15 protein-coding genes and 2 pseudogenes are annotated in these 17,445 nt (G+C 63.4%); all 17 read left to right on the top strand.

Translation table 11 applies throughout. From position 1 onward, the window contains the following. Window positions 1-256 (top strand): annotated as a pseudogene (locus IVB32_RS10640) (MarR family transcriptional regulator); the annotation flags it as partial. A gap of 187 nt (window positions 257-443) precedes the next feature. Further along, window positions 444-2,691, top strand: a pseudogene (locus tag IVB32_RS10645) (TonB-dependent siderophore receptor). A gap of 572 nt (window positions 2,692-3,263) precedes the next feature. Beyond that, window positions 3,264-3,629 carry an NADH-quinone oxidoreductase subunit A gene (locus IVB32_RS10650; protein ID WP_008136158.1) on the top strand — a complete coding sequence of 122 codons (366 nt, stop codon included), beginning with the start codon at window positions 3,264-3,266 and terminating at the stop codon, window positions 3,627-3,629. Beyond that, window positions 3,626-4,207, top strand: a complete 582-nt coding sequence (locus IVB32_RS10655; protein WP_026232875.1) for an NADH-quinone oxidoreductase subunit B — start codon at window positions 3,626-3,628, stop codon at window positions 4,205-4,207. Before IVB32_RS10650 ends, IVB32_RS10655 begins: the two co-directional genes overlap by 4 nt. Window positions 4,208-4,218: 11 nt before the next feature. Then, window positions 4,219-4,833 (top strand): NADH-quinone oxidoreductase subunit C, encoded by a 615-nt coding sequence (locus IVB32_RS10660; protein WP_247298469.1) that lies wholly within the window; start codon window positions 4,219-4,221, stop codon window positions 4,831-4,833. A 2-nt stretch (window positions 4,834-4,835) separates the two neighbouring features. Further along, window positions 4,836-6,032 carry an NADH-quinone oxidoreductase subunit D gene (locus IVB32_RS10665; RefSeq protein WP_018455091.1) on the top strand — a complete coding sequence of 399 codons (1,197 nt, stop codon included), beginning with the start codon at window positions 4,836-4,838 and terminating at the stop codon, window positions 6,030-6,032. Next, a complete protein-coding gene (locus IVB32_RS10670) occupies window positions 6,032-6,994 on the top strand; it encodes an FkbM family methyltransferase (protein WP_085384779.1) in 963 nt (320 codons plus the stop codon). The genes IVB32_RS10665 and IVB32_RS10670 overlap by 1 nt, the downstream gene beginning before the upstream one ends. A 12-nt stretch (window positions 6,995-7,006) precedes the next feature. After that, a complete protein-coding gene (gene nuoE / locus IVB32_RS10675) occupies window positions 7,007-7,618 on the top strand; it encodes an NADH-quinone oxidoreductase subunit NuoE (RefSeq protein WP_018455089.1) in 612 nt (203 codons plus the stop codon). Further along, window positions 7,618-7,821 (top strand): hypothetical protein, encoded by a 204-nt coding sequence (locus IVB32_RS10680; RefSeq protein ID WP_026232874.1) that lies wholly within the window; start codon window positions 7,618-7,620, stop codon window positions 7,819-7,821. Before nuoE ends, IVB32_RS10680 begins: the two co-directional genes overlap by 1 nt. 15 nt (window positions 7,822-7,836) lie before the next feature. Next, entirely contained in the window at window positions 7,837-9,162 is a 1,326-nt protein-coding gene (nuoF, locus tag IVB32_RS10685; RefSeq protein WP_018455087.1) for an NADH-quinone oxidoreductase subunit NuoF, read from the top strand. Between the two features lie 5 nt (window positions 9,163-9,167). Continuing rightward, on the top strand, window positions 9,168-11,243 hold the full coding sequence (nuoG, locus tag IVB32_RS10690; RefSeq protein ID WP_247298472.1) for an NADH-quinone oxidoreductase subunit NuoG: 2,076 nt from the start codon (window positions 9,168-9,170) through the stop codon (window positions 11,241-11,243). Between the two features lie 4 nt (window positions 11,244-11,247). After that, window positions 11,248-12,315 carry an NADH-quinone oxidoreductase subunit NuoH gene (gene nuoH / locus IVB32_RS10695; protein ID WP_018455085.1) on the top strand — a complete coding sequence of 356 codons (1,068 nt, stop codon included), beginning with the start codon at window positions 11,248-11,250 and terminating at the stop codon, window positions 12,313-12,315. A gap of 14 nt (window positions 12,316-12,329) precedes the next feature. Continuing rightward, the gene (nuoI, locus tag IVB32_RS10700; RefSeq protein ID WP_026232873.1) at window positions 12,330-12,818 is read left to right on the top strand and encodes an NADH-quinone oxidoreductase subunit NuoI; all 489 of its coding nucleotides are present in this window, start codon (window positions 12,330-12,332) and stop codon (window positions 12,816-12,818) included. 9 nt (window positions 12,819-12,827) lie between these two features. Further along, entirely contained in the window at window positions 12,828-13,466 is a 639-nt protein-coding gene (locus IVB32_RS10705; RefSeq protein WP_018455084.1) for an NADH-quinone oxidoreductase subunit J, read from the top strand. Further along, window positions 13,463-13,771: an NADH-quinone oxidoreductase subunit NuoK gene (nuoK, locus tag IVB32_RS10710; RefSeq protein WP_007603558.1), complete on the top strand. Its 309-nt coding sequence runs from the start codon at window positions 13,463-13,465 to the stop codon at window positions 13,769-13,771. The genes IVB32_RS10705 and nuoK overlap by 4 nt, the downstream gene beginning before the upstream one ends. 61 nt (window positions 13,772-13,832) lie before the next feature. After that, complete coding sequence (nuoL, locus tag IVB32_RS10715; protein WP_247298475.1) at window positions 13,833-15,932, top strand: NADH-quinone oxidoreductase subunit L; 2,100 nt, start codon at window positions 13,833-13,835, stop codon at window positions 15,930-15,932. Beyond that, complete coding sequence (locus IVB32_RS10720) at window positions 15,933-17,441, top strand: NADH-quinone oxidoreductase subunit M (RefSeq protein WP_018455082.1); 1,509 nt, start codon at window positions 15,933-15,935, stop codon at window positions 17,439-17,441. Window positions 17,442-17,445: the final 4 nt, after the last annotated feature.

The raw sequence follows: 17,445 nt of genomic DNA on the forward strand, positions 1-17,445 counted from the left end.
CCGCGCGCTTGCGGAACTCGTGTCGCGCAAGCTGATCGCGAAATCGGCGAACCCGAAGGATAGCCGCGAGGTGCTGGTCTCGCTGACCGCAACGGGCCTCGCGGCGCACGATGCGATCGTCGCCGGTGCGCAGGAGCGCAATCGGCGTTTGCGCGAACATCTGAGCGAAGCCGAGTTCGAGACGCTGCTGCAGCAGGTCGATCAATTGACGGCAATCGCCGCCGAGATGCTTGAGAGCGAGAAGATTTCGCGCTGACGTTTCGGCAATCCGGGAACATGTTGGATCGCTTCCAAGACCGTTTTTAAGACTCCTTCTAAGAGGCTTTCAATTAGGGAATTCGCGCGCGCTGCCCTAAGCGTCACCGCAAGCGCATGCCGTCATGGGCCGACAGCATGTGCCATCAGAACACGCAGTTTTGGGGTTGCGCGTGAACAGTCTTGGAATGCTGCGGTCGGCCATGTTGGCGACCGCATCCGCTTGGGTTTTGCTGCCGCAGGCATCGCTTGCACAATCTCCTGCGCAGATTGGCGCGCAGAACATTCCGTCGGTGACCGTCACCGCGCCGGAAGCGCGCCGACGAGCCATCTCCGTGCAGCGCCGTGCGCCGCGATCGTCCCAGCAGACCGCCAACCGAAACAGGCCGCAGCCGCCGCGCAATGTCGGTTTCGTCGAGACCCCGCTCGGCCCGGTGCACGGCTACGTCGCCGGCCGCAGCTCGTCCGGCACCAAGACCAACACGCCGATCATGGAGACGCCGCAGGCGGTGTCGGTGATCGGCGCGGAGCAGATTCGCGACCAGAAGGCGAACAAGCTCGACGAGGTCCTGCGCTATACTGGTGGAGTCCGCGCCGGGACCTTCGGCGCGGACACGCGCAACGACTGGTGGCTGATCCGCGGCTTTAAGTCCGACGACGTCGGACTGTTTCTCGACGGCATGCAGCTGTTCTACACCTCCTATGCGAGCTGGAAGCTCCAGACGCCCAACATGGAGCGCGTCGAGGTGCTGCGCGGTCCATCGGCCGTGCTCTATGGCGGATCGAGCCCGAGCGGCATCGTCAACGTCATCAGCAAGATGCCGCCGGCGGAGCCCGTCCGTTTCATCGAGACCGGCGTCAACAATTTCGGCAACGCCTATGTCGGCTTCGATGTTGCCGGTCCGGCCAACGAGCCACGAGAACGGCAAGCTGTTCTACCGCGTCGTCGGTCAGGTCCAGAACGGCCCCACGCAGGTCAATTTCACGCCGGACAACAACTACTTCATCGCGCCGTCGGTGACCTGGAAGCCGGACGCCGACACGAGGTTCACGGTACTGGCTTCAGCTTCCCGGCAGGAAACCCGTGGCATCAACTTCCTGCCCTATGAGGGCACGGTGACCAACGCTCGGTTCGGCAAGATCCCGACCAGCTTTTTCGCTGGCGATCCCAGCGTCGATAAGTTCACGCGCGAGCAGGAGATGCTTGGCTATCAGTTCGAGCGCAATCTCACCGACGATTTGACGTTCCGGCAGAATGCGCGCTTTGCCCATGTCGATGTGACCTATCGCGGCTATGTCGGCAATAATTGGGCTGACATCAACACGGCCAGTCTCGGTCGCTATAATTGGTATGCGAAGAACACCGCCAACCAGGCCAATCTCGACAATCAGCTGGAGTACCGCTTCAACACCGGCGCTGTGCGGCATACGATGCTGTTCGGGGTCGATTTGAAGGGCTACCAGATCGACGATTATCAGGCTTTCAACTTCGGCACCGTCCCTTCGATCAACGTCTTCAATCCCGCCTACGGGTTTGACATTCCGTTGACGGGCGCACCGTTCCGCAACTTCCAGATCACGCAGAAGCAGGCCGGCACCTATCTTCAGGACCAGATGAAGCTCGGCAACTTCACGCTGGTGCTGAGCGGCCGCAACGATTGGGTCGAGACGACGCAGGCTGCCCGTGATACCGGCGCCACGCTTGTCAGCCGCGACGACAGCAGGTTCAGCGGGCGCGCCGGGCTGATCTACAATTTCGACAACGGCATCGCGCCCTATGTGTCCTACGCCACGAGCTACAATCCGATCATCGGCCTCAACGCGCAAAACCAGCTGTTCCTGCCGGAGACCGGCCAGCAGACGGAAATCGGCGTGAAGGTCGCGCCGCGGGGATTTGACGGCTACTTCACCGCTTCGGTGTTCGACTTGAAACGTCAGCATGTGGCAACGACCGATCCTGTCGTCACGACCTTGCAGAACCAGACCGGCGAGGTGACCTCGCGCGGCATCGAGCTCGAAGCGGTGGCGAACGCCACGCGTGAGCTGAAGCTGATCGGCTCGTTCACGGCCTACCATTTGTTCAACAGCAGGGATCTGGACCCGTCTTTGGTCGGCAAGACCCCGACCAACACGCCTGAGCTCCTGGTGTCCGGCTGGGCGGACTACACCTTCAAGGACGGGCCACTCGCGGGGTTCGGCTTCGGCGGCGGTCTCCGCTATATCGGTTCGTCGTGGGCGGATACCGCCAATACCCTCGAGGTTCCCGCGGTCGTGCTCGGCGATCTCGCGTTCCACTATGAATGGCAGAACTGGCGCACCGCGCTGAACGTGATCAACCTGACCGACAAGATCTACGTCGCGAGCTGCGCGGCGGCGTCATCCTGCTTCTACGGCGACCGTCGGCGCGTCACCGCCAGCGTCTCCTACAAATGGTGAGGCAAATGACGAGAACAGGCGAGGGAAGGCCATCGTGAGAGCCTGACCGGCCCGTCGCCGGCTTCCACCACGAGATCGATGAGCTCGCGGGCCATGCCCCCCGGCCCGAAGCTCATGCGAGTGCGGCGCGCGACGACCCAGCCATGTCGCCGCCGCGCTCGCCACCCATTTTCCGCTGCGGCGAAGTGGGCGCCTCCTGCCCGACACATTCGCCAGACGAGCCCAGGTCCGATCGTGATGCATGGCTCCCGGATCGCTCGCCCGATAATGGGCACGCTTGGCCTCGTTATAATCTGGACTTTGCAGCGTCGCGGCCTAGATAAAGTGAGCCTTCCCAACCACGGACGTCACGGCCCAGCGCGTGTGGACTGATCGGGGCGCCCTTGCTGGGGCTGTCGATCTGCTCCATACCAGCCGCGGGGTGATTCCGGGATTTCCACCGTTCTGAGGGCGACAAAGGGCCTAAAAAGAGCGTGTCTTGCGCCCATTGGTGCACTGCGCTAAGGCTCAGAACAATTCCAAACTGGACGAATCCGTGGCTGTCCCGAGGCTGCGGGAAAAAGGGCTCGTCAATGAGCGGCATTCTGCAGAACTATCTTCCACTCGTCGTCTTCATAGGGGTAGCGGGCCTCATTGGCCTGGTGCTGCTGATCGCGCCGTTCATCGTGGCGTTCCAGCAGCCGGACCCGGAAAAGCTGTCGGCGTATGAGTGCGGTTTCAACGCCTTCGACGACGCCCGCATGAAGTTCGACGTCCGCTTCTATCTCGTCGCCATCCTCTTCATCATCTTCGACCTCGAGGTGGCGTTCCTGTTTCCCTGGGCGGTGGCGTTCGGCAAGCTTGGCGCGACCGGCTTCTGGTCCATGGTGGTGTTCCTCGCCGTGCTGACGGTCGGGTTCGCCTATGAATGGAAGAAAGGCGCACTGGAATGGGATTGACCCCTACGTCGTCCGCCGGTCCGGTTCTCGCGCCGGCCCCCAAGGGCATCCTGGACCCGTCGACCGGCAAGCCGGTCGGGGCCAATGATCCGTTCTTCCTCGAGGTCAATTCGGAACTGTCCGACAAGGGCTTCTTCGTGGCCGCGACCGACGACCTCATCACCTGGGCGCGCACCGGCTCGCTGATGTGGATGACCTTCGGTCTCGCCTGCTGCGCGGTCGAGATGATGCAGGTCTCGATGCCGCGCTACGACGTCGAGCGCTTCGGCTTCGCGCCGCGCGCTTCACCGCGTCAGTCGGACGTGATGATCGTCGCGGGGACCCTGACCAACAAGATGGCGCCTGCGTTGCGCAAGGTCTACGACCAGATGCCCGAGCCGCGCTACGTCATCTCGATGGGCTCCTGCGCCAACGGCGGCGGCTATTATCACTATTCCTACTCGGTCGTGCGCGGTTGTGACCGCATCGTGCCGATCGACATCTATGTGCCGGGCTGCCCGCCCACGGCGGAAGCGCTGCTCTACGGCGTGCTGCTGCTGCAGAAGAAGATCCGCCGCACCGGCACAATCGAACGCTAAGGTTTTACGTCATGGACGACGCCAAGCTCGACGCCCTGGGGCAGACGATCGTTAGCGCGCTTCCGGGCGCCGCCATCGGTCATTCGGTGGCCTTCAACCAACTCACGGTGGATGTCGAGGTCAGCAAAATCGTCGAGGTGGTCAAGTACCTCCGCGATGACCCGAACTGCCGCTTCATCAACTTCACCGACATCACGGCCGCGGATTATCCGTCGCGCGAAAAACGCTTCGACGTGATCTATCACTTCCTGTCACCGACCCTGAACGCGCGGATCCGGCTCAAGGCGCAGGCCAACGAGACCACGCAGGTGCCCTCGCTGATCGAGGTGTTTCCCGGCGCCGACTGGTTCGAGCGCGAGGCCTATGACCTCTATGGCGTGATCTTCGTCGGTCATCCCGACATGCGCCGCCTCCTGACCGATTACGGCTTCGAGGGTCATCCGCTGCGCAAGGACTTCCCGACCACCGGCTTCCTCGAGGTCCGCTACGACGACCAGGAGAAGCGGGTGGTGTACGAGCCGGTCAGGCTCAACCAGGAATTCCGCAAGTTCGACTTTTTGTCCCCGTGGGAGGGCGCCGACTATCCGGTCCTTCCAGGGGATGAAAAAGCAGGGCCGAAGGTCTGATCATGAACGAGCAACCCGAAGTCCTTCGCAACTTCACCATCAACTTCGGTCCGCAGCATCCGGCGGCGCACGGCGTGCTGCGCCTGGTGCTGGAGCTTGACGGCGAAGTCGTCGCCCGCGTCGACCCGCATATCGGCCTGCTTCACCGCGGCACCGAAAAGCTGATCGAGCAGAAGACCTATCTGCAGGCGATCCCTTATTTCGACCGCCTCGACTACGTCGCGCCGATGAACCAGGAGCACGCCTTCTGCATGGCTGCAGAAAAGCTGCTCGGCATCGAGGTGCCGCGCCGCGCGCAGCTAATCCGCGTGCTCTATTGCGAGATCGGTCGCATCCTGTCGCATCTGCTCAACGTCACCACGCAGGCGATGGACGTCGGCGCACTGACCCCGCCGCTGTGGGGTTTCGAAGAGCGCGAAAAGCTGATGGTGTTCTACGAGCGCGCCTCCGGCAGTCGCATGCACGCAGCCTACTTCCGCGTCGGCGGCGTGCATCAGGACCTGCCGCAGAAGCTAGTCGACGACATCGACGCCTGGTGCGATCCGTTCCTGAAAGTGGTCGAAGATCTCGACCGGCTGCTCACCGCCAACCGCATCTTCAAGCAGCGCAACGTCGACATCGGCGTCGTGTCGCTGAAGGAAGCTTGGGAGTGGGGCTTCTCGGGCGTGATGGTGCGCGGCTCGGGCGCGGCGTGGGATCTGCGCAAGTCGCAGCCCTATGAATGCTACGCCGAGATGGATTTCGATATCCCGATCGGCAAGAACGGCGACTGCTATGACCGCTATCTGATCCGCATGGAAGAGATGCGCCAGTCCGTGCGCATCATGAAGCAGTGCATCCAGAAGCTGAACGCGGCCGACGGGAAGGGTCCCGTCGTCGTCGAGGACAACAAGGTCGCGCCGCCGCGCCGTGGCGAGATGAAGCGCTCGATGGAAGCGCTGATCCACCACTTCAAGCTCTACACCGAAGGCGTCCACGTGCCCGCCGGCGAGGTCTACGCCGCGGTCGAGGCGCCGAAGGGCGAGTTCGGCGTCTTTCTGATCTCGGACGGCACCAACAAGCCCTACAAGTGCAAGATCCGCGCGCCCGGCTTTGCGCATCTGCAGGCGATGGACCACATCTGCCGCGGTCATCTGCTCGCCGACGTCTCGGCGATCCTCGGCTCGCTCGACATCGTGTTCGGAGAGGTCGATCGGTGATGGCGCAGGCGCCGATCCAGTTTGACCGTGCCTCGGGGGCCCTTGAAGGGGCCAACCTGTGGGAGCGGACGGCTGCCTTGGCGCTGGTGACGGGATCGAAGATCTCGTCGCACTTCTCGCATATGGGCTACATCGCCTGCGCCAATCTGCTGCGCAAGACGCTGCCCGAGCGCAATATCGCGATCAAGCTCAACCCCGACGCCGTGTTCGAATTTCCCTACGGCGACGGCTATTGGAGCAAGCTGCTCAACCGCTCCTACAATTACGAGGACGAGCTGGAGCTGTTGTTCGCCGATTCCATCGACGTCGACTACACGCTGCTCGATTGCGGCGCGAATTACGGCTATTGGTCGGTGCTGGTGTCGAGCAAGCCGTTCGGCTCGCACAAGGCGATCGCGATCGAGCCGTCGGGGCAGAACTATCCGAAGCTTGACAACAACGCCCGCATTAACGCCAGCCGCTTCGAGACCATGAAATGCGCGATCGGCGCGGCCCGTGGCACCGCGCGTCTGTCAGGCACCAAGCACGAGGCCTTCAGCATCGCCGGCGATGCGTCGGCGGGCGGCGAGGATGTGCCGGTCATTGCGCTGGATAATCTGATCGACGACGGCAAGATCGCAGGCACCGGCAAGTACCTGATCAAGCTCGACGTCGAGGGCGTCGAGATCGAGGCGATCAAGGGCGGCGCCCGGCTGCTCCAGGCCGACAGCGTCATCATGTGCGAGGAGCACGGCAGCGACCGTTCGCACGCGGTCTCGCGCTACATCCTCGAACACACCCCGCTGAAGCTGATCGTCTACGATCCCAGCACCCGACGTATGGAAACGGTGACCGAGCTGTCGATCCTCGACCGCATCAAGGTCTCCACCCACGTCGGCTACAATGTTTTCGGCACCGCAAGCGCATTCTGGCAGGACAGGATCAATGCCCTGAATGCGAAAACAGCGCGCCGCGTGCAGTGAGAGATTGAAGAGATGTCCGTTCGCCGATTAGCACCGAAGGAAGTCCAGCCCGCGAGCTTTGCGTTCACGGAGGAAAACCTCGCGTTCGCCAAGCAGCAGATCGCGAAATATCCGGCCGGACGCCAGGCTTCGGCCGTCATCGCCATCCTCTGGCGGGCGCAGGAGCAGCACGACGGCTGGGTCTCGGAAGCCGCGATCCGCGTCATCGCCGACATGCTCGACATGCCCTATATCCGCGTGCTCGAGGTCGCCACCTTCTACACGATGTTCCAGCTCGCCCCGGTCGGCAAGAAGGCCCACGTCCAGGTCTGCGGCACCACGCCGTGCCGCCTGCGCGGCGCCGAGGATCTGATCCACGTCTGCGAGCACCGCATTCATCACGAGCCCTTCCATCTCTCCAAGGACGGCAATTTCAGCTGGGAGGAGGTGGAGTGCCTCGGTGCCTGCGTGAATGCGCCGATGGTGCTGATCGGCAAGGACACCTATGAGGATCTGACCAAGGAAAGCTTCGGCAAAGTGCTCGATGGCTTTGCCTCGGGCAACCCGCCCAAGCCCGGTCCGCAGAACGGCCGCCAGTTCTCGGCGCCGACCGGTGGGCCGACCACGCTGAAGGAAATCACCTGATGCGTGATCTCTCACCGCCAGTTGAAGGGAGCAGTGTTGTGAAGAAGTGGGGCTTCGTCGCAATGCATTCCGCCGTGGCGGCCACCTTCATTTTCCTGCTTCAGCGCTTCGCCCTGAACGCGTCGCTGGAATCCAGTCTGCTCTGGGCGCTGACCTTCGCCGTCTGCGCCGCCGGGCTTGCCTACAAGCAAGCCAACCGTTGATCGGAAAGCACTGACATGCTCGAGGACAAGGACCGCATCTTCAAGAACCTCTACGGCCTCCACGATTGGGGCCTCGAGGGCGCGCGGCGCCGCGGCGCCTGGGATGGTACGAAGAACATCATCGACAAGGGCCGTGACTGGATCATCAACGAGATGAAGGCGTCGGGGCTGCGCGGCCGCGGTGGCGCCGGCTTCCCGACCGGCCTGAAATGGTCGTTCATGCCCAAGGAATCGACCGACGGCCGGCCGAGCTATCTCGTCGTCAACGCCGACGAATCCGAGCCCGGGACCTGCAAGGATCGCGAGATCATGCGGCACGATCCGCATCTCCTGATCGAGGGCTGCCTGATCGCGAGCTGCGCGATGAACGCGCATGCCTGCTACATCTATGTCCGCGGCGAGTTCATCCGCGAGCGCGAGCATCTCCAGGCGGCGATCGACCAGGCCTATGAGGCCAAGCTGGTCGGCAAGGACAACGTCAACGGCTGGCCGTTCGACATCTACGTCGCCCACGGCGCCGGCGCCTATATCTGCGGCGAGGAAACCGCGCTGCTCGAGAGCCTCGAAGGCAAGAAAGGCCAGCCGCGCCTGAAGCCGCCGTTCCCGGCCAATGTCGGCCTGTACGGCTGCCCGACCACCGTCAACAATGTCGAGTCGATCGCGGTTGCGCCCGACATCCTGCGCCGTGGCGCGGCATGGTTCGCCGGCATCGGTCGTCCGAACAATGTCGGCACCAAGCTGTTCTGCATCTCCGGCCATGTCGAGCGGCCCTGCAACGTCGAAGAGGCCATGGGCATTCCGTTCCGTGAGCTGATCGAGAAGCATTGCGGCGGCATCCGCGGTGGTTGGGACAACCTCAAGGCCGTGATCCCCGGCGGCTCCTCCGTGCGCATGGTGCCGGCCGAGCAGATCATCGACACGCCGATGGATTTCGACAGCTTGAGCAAGCTGCGCTCGGGTCTCGGCACCGCGGCCGTGATCGTGATGGACAAGTCAACCGATTTGATCCGCGCCATCGCCCGCATCTCCTATTTCTACAAGCATGAGAGCTGCGGCCAGTGCACGCCGTGCCGCGAAGGCACCGGCTGGATGTGGCGCGTCTTGACCCGCATGGCCGAAGGCCGCGCCCACAAGCGCGAGATCGACATGCTGCTGGAAGTCACCAAGCAGGTCGAAGGCCACACCATCTGCGCGCTTGGCGACGCGGCGGCGTGGCCGATCCAGGGCCTGATAGCGCATTTCCGTCACGAGATCGAAGCGCGCATCGACCAATATTCGCACAAGTCCGACATCGACGATATCGGCGTCCGCGATCCCGTGAACATGGTCGCGGCGGAGTAGAGAGAATGACCAAGCTCATCATCGACGGTAAAGAGATCGATGTCCCCGCCGAATACACGCTGCTCCAGGCGTGCGAAGCGGCCGGCGCCGAGATTCCGCGCTTCTGCTATCATGAGCGGCTGTCGATCGCCGGCAATTGCCGGATGTGCCTCGTCGAGGTGAAGGGCGGCCCGAAGCCGGTCGCGAGCTGCGCCTGGGGCGTGCGCGATTGCCGTCCAGGCCCCAAGGGCGAGCCGCCGGAAATCTCCACCCGTTCGCCGATGGTGAAGAAGGCGCGCGAAGGCGTGATGGAATTCCTTCTGATCAACCATCCGCTGGATTGCCCGATCTGCGATCAGGGCGGCGAGTGCGACCTCCAGGACCAGGCGATGGGCTACGGTGTCGACACCAGCCGCTTCGCCGAGAACAAGCGCGCGGTCGAGGACAAATATCTCGGCGCGCTGGTCAAGACCTCGATGAACCGCTGCATCCAGTGCACCCGCTGCGTCCGCTTCTCGGCGGAAGTGGCCGGCGCCCCCGAAATGGGTGCGACCGGCCGCGGCGAGGACATGGAGATCACGACCTATCTCGAGCACGCGCTGACCTCGGAATTGCAAGGCAATCTCGTCGACATCTGCCCGGTCGGCGCGCTGACCTCGAAGCCCTATGCTTTCGCCGCGCGCCCGTGGGAGCTCGGCAAGACCCAGTCGATCGACGTGATGGACGGCGTGGGATCCGCGATCCGCGTCGACACCCGCGGCCGCGAAGTGATGCGTATCCTGCCGCGCATCAACGAGGCCGTGAACGAGGAGTGGATCTCCGACAAGACCCGTCACGTCGTCGACGGCCTGCGCACCCAGCGCCTCGACCGGCCCTATATCCGCGAAGCCGGCAAGCTGCGCGCGGCGAGCTGGCCCGAGGCCTTTGCCGCGATCGCCGCGAAAGCGGCCCGCACCGACGGCAAGCGCATCGGCGCGATCGCGGGCGACCTCGCCGGCGTCGAAGAGATGTTCGCGCTGAAGGACTTGCTGGCCAAATACGGCTCGGCCAATCTGGCGGTGCAGGGCGGCGACGCCTTCGATCCCGCGCTCGGCCGCGGCTCCTACATCTTCAATCCGGCGCTCGCTGGCGTGGAGCAGGCCGATGCGCTGCTCATCATCGGCGCCAATCCGCGGAAAGAAGCGGCCGTGTTCAACGCCCGCATCCGCAAGCGCTGGCGCGCCGGCGGCTTCAAGGTCGGCGTGATCGGCGCCAAGGCCGACCTCACCTACGATTATGACCATCTCGGCGCAGGCACCGACACGCTGGGCGAGCTCGCGGCCGGCAAGCACTCCTTCATGGATGTGCTGAAGAACGCCAAGAACCCGATCATCCTGGTCGGTGCGGGCGCCGCCTCGCGCCACGACGGCGCCGCCATTCTCGCCGCCGCGGCTAAGCTCGCGCTCGATGTCGGCGCGCTCAAGGACGGCTGGAACGGCTTTGGCGTGCTGCATGAGAGCGCCTCGCGCGTCGGGGCGCTCGACATCGGCTTTGTCGCCGGTCAGGGCGGACTGAACGCGGCGCAGATGACGACGTTCGGGACGCTCGATCTGCTGTTCCTGCTCGGCGCCGACGAGATCAAGCCGTCGGACCGCACCTTCGTCGTCTATATCGGCACCCACGGCGACCGCGGCGCCCATCGCGCCGACGTGATCCTGCCGGCCGCCGCCTATACCGAGAAGTCCGCGATCTACGTCAACACCGAAGGCCGCGTGCAAATGACCGGACGGGCCGCATTCCCGCCGGGCGAGGCCCGCGAGGACTGGGCGATTATCCGCGCGCTGTCGGAGGCGCTCGGCAAGAAGCTCGGCTATGACTCGCTTTCGGCCCTGCGCCAGGCGATCTTCAAGGCGGTGCCGCATCTGATCCGTCTCGACCAGACCGAGCCCGGCTCGGCCGACCAGATCAGGAAGCTCGCGGGGAAGGGCGGCACGACGGAGAAGGCCCCGTTCAAGCCGCTTGTCGAGGACTTCTATTTGACCAACCCAATCGCGCGTGCGTCCGCCGTGATGGCGGAATGTTCGCGGCTTGCCTCCGGGCAGATGCTGACCGCAGCGGAGTGAGCCGATGGAATTCTTCGAAAGCGCATTCTGGACCGGGTTCCTCTGGCCGCTGATCATCATGATCGCGCAGAGCGTCCTGGTGCTGGTCGTTCTGCTGGTGGCGATCGCCTACATCCTGCTCGCCGACCGCAAGATCTGGGCGGCGGTGCAGATCCGCCGCGGCCCGAACGTGGTTGGTCCCTGGGGCCTGCTGCAATCCTTCGCCGACCTCCTGAAGTTCGTGCTGAAGGAGCCGATCATCCCGTCCGGCGCCAACAAGGGCGTGTTTCTTCTTGCTCCCTTGGTCTCGTGCGTGCTCGCGCTCGCGGCCTGGGCGGTGATCCCTACCAATCTCGGCTGGGTGATCTCCGACATCAACGTCGGCGTTCTCTTCATCTTCGCGATCTCGTCGCTGTCGATCTACGGCATCATCATGGCCGGCTGGTCGTCGAACTCGAAATATCCGTTCCTCGCGGCGCTGCGCTCGGCGGCGCAGATGGTGTCCTACGAGGTCTCGATCGGCTTCGTCATCATCACGGTGCTGCTCTGCGCCGGCACGCTGAACCTCTCGGCCGTGGTCGAGGCGCAGCATGTCCGCGGCCTCGCCAGCCTGATCGGGCTGCCGCAGCTCACCATCCTGAACTGGTACGTCTGGCCGCTGTTCCCGATGTTCGTGATCTTCTACGTCTCGGCGCTGGCTGAAACCAACCGCCCGCCGTTCGACCTCGTCGAAGCAGAATCCGAGCTCGTCGCCGGCTTCATGGTCGAGTACGGCTCGACGCCGTATCTTCTGTTCATGCTCGGCGAGTATGTCGCGATTGCCACGATGTGCGCGATGGCAACGATCCTGTTCCTCGGAGGCTGGCTGCCGCCGGTGGACCTGCCGCCCTTCAACTGGGTGCCGGGGATCATCTGGTTCTCGCTGAAACTGTTCTTCATGTTCTTCCTGTTCGCGATGGCCAAGGCGATCGTGCCGCGCTACCGCTACGATCAACTGATGCGCCTCGGCTGGAAAGTGTTCCTGCCGTTGTCGCTAGCGATGGTGATCGTGGTGGCCGGTGTGCTGCACTTCGCCGACATCGCGCCGAAGTGAGGGCCGTCATGGGTATCAACATCAACGCCACTGCACGCTCGCTCCTGCTGTCGGAATTCGTCTCGGCGTTCTTCCTCGCCATGCGCTATTTCTTCCAGCCGAAGCCGACGCTGAACTATCCCTTCGAGAAGGGCCCGATCTCGCCGCGCTTCCGCGGCGAGCATGCGCTGCGCCGCTATCCGAACGGCGAAGAGCGATGCATCGCCTGCAAGCTGTGCGAAGCGGTCTGCCCGGCGCAGGCCATCACCATCGAAGCCGGCCCGCGCCGCAACGACGGCACCCGCCGCACCGTGCGCTACGACATCGACATGGTGAAGTGCATCTATTGCGGCCTCTGCCAGGAAGCCTGTCCGGTCGATGCCATCGTCGAAGGTCCGAACTTCGAGTTCGCGACCGAGACCCGCGAGGAACTGTTCTATGACAAGGCCAAGCTGCTCGCCAATGGCGACCGCTGGGAACGCGAGATCGCGAAAGCGATCGAACTCGACGCGCCGTACCGGTGAGATGAGAGCATGATCCTTCCCGCGCTGTTCTTCTATCTGTTCGCCGGCGTCTGTGTCGCCTCGGCGGTGATGGTGATTGTCTCGCGCAATCCCGTGCACTCGGTGCTGTACCTGATCCTGGCCTTCGTCAACGCCTCCGGTCTGTTCGTGTTGATGGGCGCCGAATTCCTCGCGATGATCCTGATCGTCGTCTATGTCGGTGCGGTCGCGGTCCTGTTCCTGTTCGTGATCATGATGCTCGACGTCGACTTCCTCGAGCTGCGCGAGGGCTTCATCGAATACCTGCCGGTCGGCCTCGTGATCGGCGGCATCTTCCTGTTCGAGCTGCTGCTCACGGTCGGCTTCTGGGTCATCAACCCCGGCGTCGCCAAGACGATCACGGCGGCGATCCCGACCAACGTCTCCAATACCGAGGCGCTCGGCCTGGTGCTCTATACCAAGTACATCCACTACTTCCAGCTCTCGGGCATGGTGCTGCTGGTCGCGATGATCGGCGCCATCGTGCTGACGCTGCGGCACAAGGCGAGCGTCAAGCGGCAGGACATCAACATTCAGAACGCGCGCACGCCCGAAATAGCGATGGCGATACGCAAGGTGGCGCCGGGGCAGGGGCTCCAGGACTCTGACGCGGCGGAGTGGGTGAAATGACGATCGGGCTCGGACACTATCTTGCGGTCGGCGCGATCCTGTTCACGCTCGGGATCCTCGGCATCTTCCTGAACCGCAAGAACATCATCGTCATCCTGATGTCGATCGAGCTGATCCTGCTCGCGGTCAACGTCAACCTCGTGGCGTTCTCGACCTTCCTCGGCGACATCGTCGGGCAGGTCTTCGCGCTCCTGGTGCTCACCGTCGCGGCCGCTGAAGCCGCGATCGGTCTCGCCATCCTGGTGGTCTATTTCCGCAACCGCGGCTCGATCGCGGTTGAGGACGTCAATCTGATGAAGGGCTGATCGCATGATCCGGAAAAGTGGACACCGGTTTTCCGACCAGATCATGCGGAAAGAGTAAATCATGGTCCAGGCAATCGTCTTCCTGCCTCTGCTGGGCGCCATTCTGGCTGGCCTGATCGCGCTGTTCGGCGCGCATGCCCGCAACCCCTCGGGCGACACGGTCGAGCATCACGATGATCACGGTCATGGCGCGCACGCCCATGCGTCGGACACGATCAACGAGGATGCGTCGGTCGTCCACGAGACTCATCACGAACCCGGAGATGGCCACGACGACCACCACGTCTCCGAGCCGCCCGCGGCGGGCTCGCGCGCTGCCGAGCTGATCACCACGGCGTTGCTGTTCGTGTCGGCGGCGCTGTCCTGGATGACGCTGGTCGATGTCGGCTTCATGCACCACGACATGCGCATTCCGCTGCTGCCGTGGATCCTCTCCGGCGATCTCCAGGTCTACTGGACGCTGCGGGTCGACACGCTCACCGCCGTGATGCTGGTGGTCGTGACCACCGTGTCCTCGCTGGTGCACCTCTATTCCATCGGCTACATGGACGAGGATCCGAACCGGCCGCGCTTCTTCGGCTATCTCTCGCTGTTCACCTTCGCCATGCTGATGCTGGTGACCGCCGACAACCTCGTGCAGCTGTTCTTCGGCTGGGAAGGCGTGGGTCTGGCAAGCTACCTCCTGATCGGTTTCTGGTACCAGAAGCCGTCGGCGAACGCCGCCGCCATCAAGGCCTTCGTGGTCAACCGTGTCGGCGATTTCGGCTTCGCGCTCGGCATCTTCGCGATCTTCCTGCTGGCCGGCTCGACCGATTTCGAGACCATCTTCCACGCTGCGCCCGGGTTGACCGGCAAGACCATCGACTTCCTCGGCTGGCACGCCGACGCGCTGACCCTGACCTGCCTGCTGCTGTTCATGGGCGCGATGGGCAAATCGGCGCAGTTCCTGCTGCACACCTGGCTGCCGGACGCGATGGAAGGCCCGACCCCGGTGTCGGCGCTGATCCACGCCGCGACCATGGTCACCGCCGGCGTCTTCATGGTGGCGCGCCTGTCGCCGCTGTTCGAACTCGCGCCGAACGCGCAGGCCGTCGTGATGTTCTTCGGCGCCACTACGGCGTTCTTCGCGGCGACCATTGGCCTGGTCCAGAACGACATCAAGCGCATCGTCGCTTACTCGACCTGTTCGCAGCTCGGCTACATGTTCGTGGCGATGGGAGCAGGGGCCTATTCGGTAGGCATGTTCCATTTGTTCACGCACGCCTTCTTCAAGGCGCTGTTGTTCTTGGGCTCCGGCTCGGTGATCTACGCGATGCATCACGAGCAGGACATCCGCAACATGGGCGGCCTGTGGCGCAAGATCCCCTACACCTACGCGGTGATGGTGGTCGGCACGCTCGCGCTCACGGGATTCCCGCTGACCGCGGGCTATTTCTCCAAGGACGCGATCATCGAGTCCGCCTACGCCTCGCACAATCCGTTCGCGATGTACGGCTTCCTGATGACGGTCGTCGCGGCCGGCCTGACCTCGTTCTACTCGTGGCGCCTCATCTTCAAGACCTTCCACGGCGAGCCGCATGACGAGCACCACTACGAGGCCGCGCATGAAGCGCCGATCTGGATGCTGATCCCGATCGGTGTGCTTGCGGTCGGCTCCATCCTGGCCGGCTTCCCGTTCAAGGAGCTGTTCGCCGGTCACGGCATCGAGGAGTTCTTCCGCGAGTCCGTGAAGATGAACCCGCATATCATCGAGGAGATGCACCACATTCCCGAGACCATCGCCTTCCTGCCGACGGTGATGATGGTGCTGGGCTTCCTGGTGTCATACCTGTTCTACATCCGCCGGCCTTATCTGCCGGTCGAGCTCGCGAACACGCAGCCAATGCTGTACAAGTTCCTGCTCAACAAATGGTACTTCGACGAGCTCTACGACATCATCTTCGTCCGTCCGGCGAAGTGGATTGGCTATCAGCTCTGGAAGAAGGGTGACGGCTTCATCATCGACGGTCTCGGCCCCGATGGCGTCTCAGCCCGCGTGCTGGACGTCACCCGCAACGTCGTGAAAATCCAGACCGGCTATCTCTACCACTACGCGTTCGCCATGCTGATCGGTGCCGCCGGCCTGATCACCTGGTTCATGTTCGGCTTTGGAGGCCAGTAAATGACGACCTGGCCAATTCTATCCGTCACGACGTTCCTGCCGCTGGTCGGCGCGCTGATCGTCTATCTCAGCCGTGGCGACGACGAGGCGGCCCGGCGCAACTCGCGCTGGATCGCGCTGTGGACCACGCTGATCACCTTCGCTGTGTCGGTGATCCTGGTCATGCGGTTCGATGCGTCGAGCGCCGACTTCCAGTTCGTCGAGAAGGCGAACTGGCTTGCCACCGGCATCACCTACCACATGGGCGTGGACGGCATCTCGTTGCCGCTGGTGATCCTGACCACCGCCATCATGCCGTTTTGCATCATCGCGAGCTGGAAGGCGATTACCAACCGCGTCCGCGAATACATGATGGCGTTCCTGATCCTGGAAACGCTGATGATCGGCACCTTCTCGGCGCTCGATCTCGTGCTGTTCTACCTGTTCTTCGAAGGCGGCCTGATCCCGATGTTCCTGATCATCGGCGTCTGGGGCGGTCCGCGCCGGGTCTATGCATCTTTCAAGTTCTTCCTCTACACGCTGCTCGGCTCGGTGCTGATGCTGCTCGCGATCATGGCGCTGTACTGGAACGGCGGCACCACCGACATCCCGACCCTGATGCACACCGCCGTGCCGCGCTCGCTGCAGACCTGGGCGTGGCTCGCCTTCTTCGCCTCGTTCGCGGTGAAGATGCCGATGTGGCCGGTGCACACCTGGCTCCCCGACGCCCACGTCGAGGCGCCGACCGCAGGCTCGGTGGTCCTGGCCGCGATCCTTCTGAAGATGGGCGGCTACGGCTTCCTGCGCTTCTCGCTGCCGATGTTCCCGCTGGCTTCGCACGACTTCGCGCCGCTGGTCTTCACGCTTTCGGCCATCGCCATCATCTACACCTCGTTGGTGGCGCTGATGCAGGAGGACATGAAGAAGCTGATTGCGTACTCCTCGGTGGCGCATATGGGCTTCGTCACCATGGGCATTTTCGCCGGTACCATGCAGGGTGTCGCCGGCGGCGTGTTCCAGATGATCTCGCACGGCATCGTCTCCGGCGCGCTGTTCCTCTGCGTCGGCATCGTCTACGACCGCATGCACACCCGTGAGATCGCGGCCTATGGCGGCCTCGTCAACCGGATGCCGCTCTACGCGCTGACCTTCATGGTCTTCACCATGGCCAATGTCGGCCTGCCCGGCACCTCTGGCTTCGTCGGCGAGTTCATGACGCTGCTCGGTACCTTCAAGGTCTCGATCCCGACCGCGTTCTTCGCCACCTTCGGCGTGATCCTGTCGGCCTGCTACGCGCTGTGGCTCTACCGCAAGGTCGTGTTCGGGGCGCTGGTCAAGCCGTCGCTGGCGAGCATGAAGGATCTCACCTTCCGGGAGGGCTTGACGCTGTTCCCGCTGATCGCGCTGACGATCCTGTTCGGCATCTATCCGAAGCCGGTGCTCGACATGTCGGCGGCCTCGGTCCAGCAACTCGTCAACAATTACAACACCGCTGTGACGGCCGTGAAGGCCGCCGCACTGCTCCAGTGAGCGG

Source organism: Bradyrhizobium sp. 23 (genome assembly GCF_023073295.1).
Classification (GTDB): domain Bacteria; phylum Pseudomonadota; class Alphaproteobacteria; order Rhizobiales; family Xanthobacteraceae; genus Bradyrhizobium; species Bradyrhizobium canariense_D.